The organism is Streptococcus mitis (genome assembly GCF_002096755.1).
In the GTDB taxonomy this organism is placed as follows: domain Bacteria; phylum Bacillota; class Bacilli; order Lactobacillales; family Streptococcaceae; genus Streptococcus; species Streptococcus mitis_AC.
Genome location: NZ_NCVF01000003.1, coordinates 1 through 1,416, shown reverse-complemented (window position 1 = coordinate 1,416; position 1,416 = coordinate 1). Strand labels below are relative to the sequence as shown.

Sequence of the window (1,416 nt, the reverse complement as noted above, 5' to 3'; positions counted from 1 at the left end):
GGCTCTTTGTCAACTGTAGTGGGTTGAAGAAAAGCTAAAATCTAGAAAGGACAAATTTCGTCCTTTCTTTTTTGATATTTAGGGCGATAAAAATCCGTTTTTTGAAGTTTTCAAAGTTCCGAAAACCAAAGGCATTTCGTTTGATGAGTTTAATGAGATTATTGGTCGCTTCCAATTTGGCGTTGGAATAGGGTAGTTGAAGGGCGTTGACAATCTTCTCTTTATCCTTGAGAAAAGTTTTAAAGACGGTCTGAAAAAGAGGATGAACCTGTTTAAGATTGTCCTCAATGAGTCCGAAAAAATTGTCTGGTTCCTTGTTCTGAAAGTGAAAAAGCAAGAGCTGATAGAGATTATAGTGGTGTTTCAACTCTTCTGAATAGCTCAAAAGCTTGTCTAGAATCTCTTTATTCGTTAAGTGCATACGAAAAGTAGGGCGATAAAATCGCTTATCGCTGAGTTTACGACTATCTTGCTGGATGAGCTTCCAGTAGCGCTTGATAGCCTTATATTCATGAGATTTTCGCTCAAATTGATTCATGATTTGGACACGAACACGACTCATAGCACGGCTGAGATTTTGTACAATGTGAAATCGATCTAGAACGATTTTAGCACATGGAAAAAGCTGTTTAGCTAAGTCATAATAAGGACTAAACAGATCCATAGTAATGATTTTCACCTGACAACGAACGACTCTATCGTAGCGCAGAAAGTGATTTCGGATGATAGCTTGTGTTCTACCTTCAAGAACGGTGATAATGTTGAGATTATCAAAGTCTTGTGCAATGAAACTCATTTTTCCCTTGGTAAAGGCATACTCGTCCCAGGACATAATCTCAGGAAGTTGGCTAAAGTTATGCTTAAAGTGAAAGTCATTGAGCTTGCGAATGACAGTTGAAGTTGAAATGGAAAGCTGATGGGCAATATCGGTCATAGAAGTTTTTTCAATTAACTTTTGCGCAATTTTTTGGTTGATAATACGAGGGATTTGATGATTTTTCTTTACTAGAGGAGTCTCAGCGACCGCTATTTTCGAGCACTGGTAGCACTTAAAACGGCGTTTTTTAAGGAGGATTCTAGTGGGCATACCAGTCGTTTCAAGATAAGGAATTTTCGACGGTTTTTGAAAGTCATATTTCTTCATTTGACTTCTGCAATCAGGGCAAGATGGAGCCTCATAATCCAGTTTGGCGATGATTTCCTTGTGGGTATCTCTATTGATGATATCCATAAATTGGATATTTGGGTCTTTGATATCGAGTAGTTTTGTGATAAAATGTAATTGTTCCATATGAATCTTTCTAATGAGTTGTTTCGTCGCTTTTCATTATAGGTCATATGGGACTTTTTTTCTACACAAAAATAGGTTCCATAATATCTACAGAGGATTTACCCACTACAAATATTATAGAGCCA

At 37.2% G+C, this 1,416-nt stretch carries 1 protein-coding gene; it reads right to left on the bottom strand.

Annotated features, from left to right (window positions below):
* Positions 1 to 34: 34 nt before the first annotated feature.
* Entirely contained in the window at positions 35 to 1,291 is a 1,257-nt protein-coding gene (locus tag B7700_RS00030) for an ISL3 family transposase (RefSeq protein WP_084886312.1), read from the bottom strand.
* Between the last annotated feature and the right edge of the window lie 125 nt (positions 1,292 to 1,416).

Bases quoted from the DNA above. Each gene is read 5' to 3' on its own strand.
- B7700_RS00030 (WP_084886312.1), bottom strand. From the start codon at position 1,291: ATGGAACAATTACATTTTATCACAAAACTACTCGATATCAAAGACCCA.